Below are 1,737 nucleotides of genomic sequence, written 5' to 3'. Positions count from 1 at the left end.
TCTCGTTGAGCCTGAGGCGTGCCGCAACTATTTCACCGCCGCCGGATACGGATTCGTCTGAATGCCCGATGCTCTAGAAGCAGGCGAATGTCTGAGGAGACAGGACTATGGAGACAATAGGGTTCATCGGTGTCGGCATCATGGGAGCCCCTATGGCGGGGCACCTGATCGATGCTGGATAAAGCGTTGTTACCAGTGACCATCGCTCGAAGCCGCCTTCCAGCCTGCTCGACAAAGGCCTAAAGACCGTATCGGGCCATGATGCCGTGGCTAGGGCCGCCGATATCATCATCACGATGGTGCCGGGTACTCCTCAGGTGGCTGAAGTGCTGTTCGACGAGCAGGGTGTGGGCGAAGGTCTGACGAGGGGTAAGCTCGTCATCGACATGAGCTCGATCTCGCCGATCGCGATGAAGGAATTCGCCGGCAGAATCAGTCAGCTCGGCTGCGATTATCTCGACGCGCCCGTGTCCGGTGGCGAGGTCGGCGCCAAGGCTGCCTCTCTCACCATCATGGTCGGCGGTGAAGAAGAGGCGTTTGAGCGCGCCAAGCCGGCCTTCGAAAAAATGGGCAAAAACATCACGCTCATTGGCCCGAGCGGTGTCGGTCAGACGACGAAGGTCGCCAATCAGATAATCGTGGCTCTGACCATCGAAGCTGTGGCAGAGGCTCTGGTTTTTGCTTCGAAGGCGGGGGCAGACCCTGCCAAGGTCCGAGAGGCGCTGTTGGGTGGGCTCGCGAGTTCGCGCATTCTCGAGCTGCATGGCCAGCGCATGATCAAGCGCACCTTCGCGCCCGGTTTCCGCATCGAGTTGCATCAGAAGGATCTTATGCGTGATCGGCAACGTATCTCCGTCTGCTCGGTCATGAAGCCTCAGGATCCAGCGGCAGTAGCGCGCCTCGACCGGATGAACGGCACTGCAGGTGACCCGATGAAAGGTCTAGGCCAGCAAGACCTCGCCGTAATTCATGATCAGTTGTCGCAGGGCCGGGCAGGCATTCCGAGCCTCGCTCTGGAGCCCGACCGGAATGCGCGGGGCGGTGCCTGACATCTGCACGACATAGCGCCCGAAGGCCTCGTGCGTGACCTGCGCACTCAGCAGGCCGAGCACGCCCTCGCGCCCGAACACCGCGACCTCGACGGTCGCGCCATTCTCCAGAACATTCACGAGCGACACGACCGTGTCATGCGGGAAGTACGCGTAGGACACGGTCGTGTCGCTCGTGTCATAGAGCACCAGCCCCAGTGTCAGCTCGACGAGTTCGAGATGAGGCTCCAGACCCGCAAACTCCTCCGGCCCCAGAGCCGCCAGGAGGCGGGTGGTGCGATGGCCGGCATCCAGGCCCTGGGGCGGTGTTTATTGAGGCGGCCTCATTGGTCGCGGGCGGAGCCATCGTGGTCATCGACCATGCGTTCGATGGCCCGCGCCAAGTCCGCTTCGGCTTGGCTCAGGGCCTGCGAGCGGGCGATTTCGACGCGGGTCTGCGCCCGCTCATTCTGTCGCCATCTTGGGCGCCCTGCCAACGCCGGCGTCGTCGATCATCGCCTTGCCCGCGCTTCGGGTCTTCCAAGTCTGGGCCGAGGTAACCGACGCGGCGAATGCCGCCTGATCCAACCCCGACCTACGATCGGTGTATCTTTCTCCGACAACTTGATGGAGTGGACGCTCCCTGCTCACCGGCATCAAAGTGCCAAAGGGTGGCCGTCATGAAGATCGCCACAAAGAGAGGGAGCGT

Annotated in this window: 1 protein-coding gene and 1 pseudogene; one reads left to right on the top strand and one right to left on the bottom strand. The window is 62.1% G+C overall.

What is annotated here, in order from left to right; all coding sequences use genetic code 11:
* The first annotated feature begins 107 nt into the window (after positions 1-107).
* Positions 108-1,049: pseudogene (locus DC522_RS33350) on the top strand (NAD(P)-binding domain-containing protein).
* On the opposite strand, the gene DC522_RS33345 reads toward DC522_RS33350, so the two are convergent.
* Positions 942-1,238, bottom strand: a complete 297-nt coding sequence (locus DC522_RS33345) for a hypothetical protein (RefSeq protein WP_116532673.1) — start codon at positions 1,236-1,238, stop codon at positions 942-944. The pseudogene DC522_RS33350 and the gene DC522_RS33345 sit on opposite strands and share 108 nt — an antisense overlap.
* Between the last annotated feature and the right edge of the window lie 499 nt (positions 1,239-1,737).

This window comes from Microvirga sp. KLBC 81 (genome assembly GCF_003075415.1).
Classification (GTDB): Bacteria; Pseudomonadota; Alphaproteobacteria; order Rhizobiales; family Beijerinckiaceae; genus Microvirga.
This window is presented reverse-complemented; position numbering and strand designations above follow the sequence as displayed.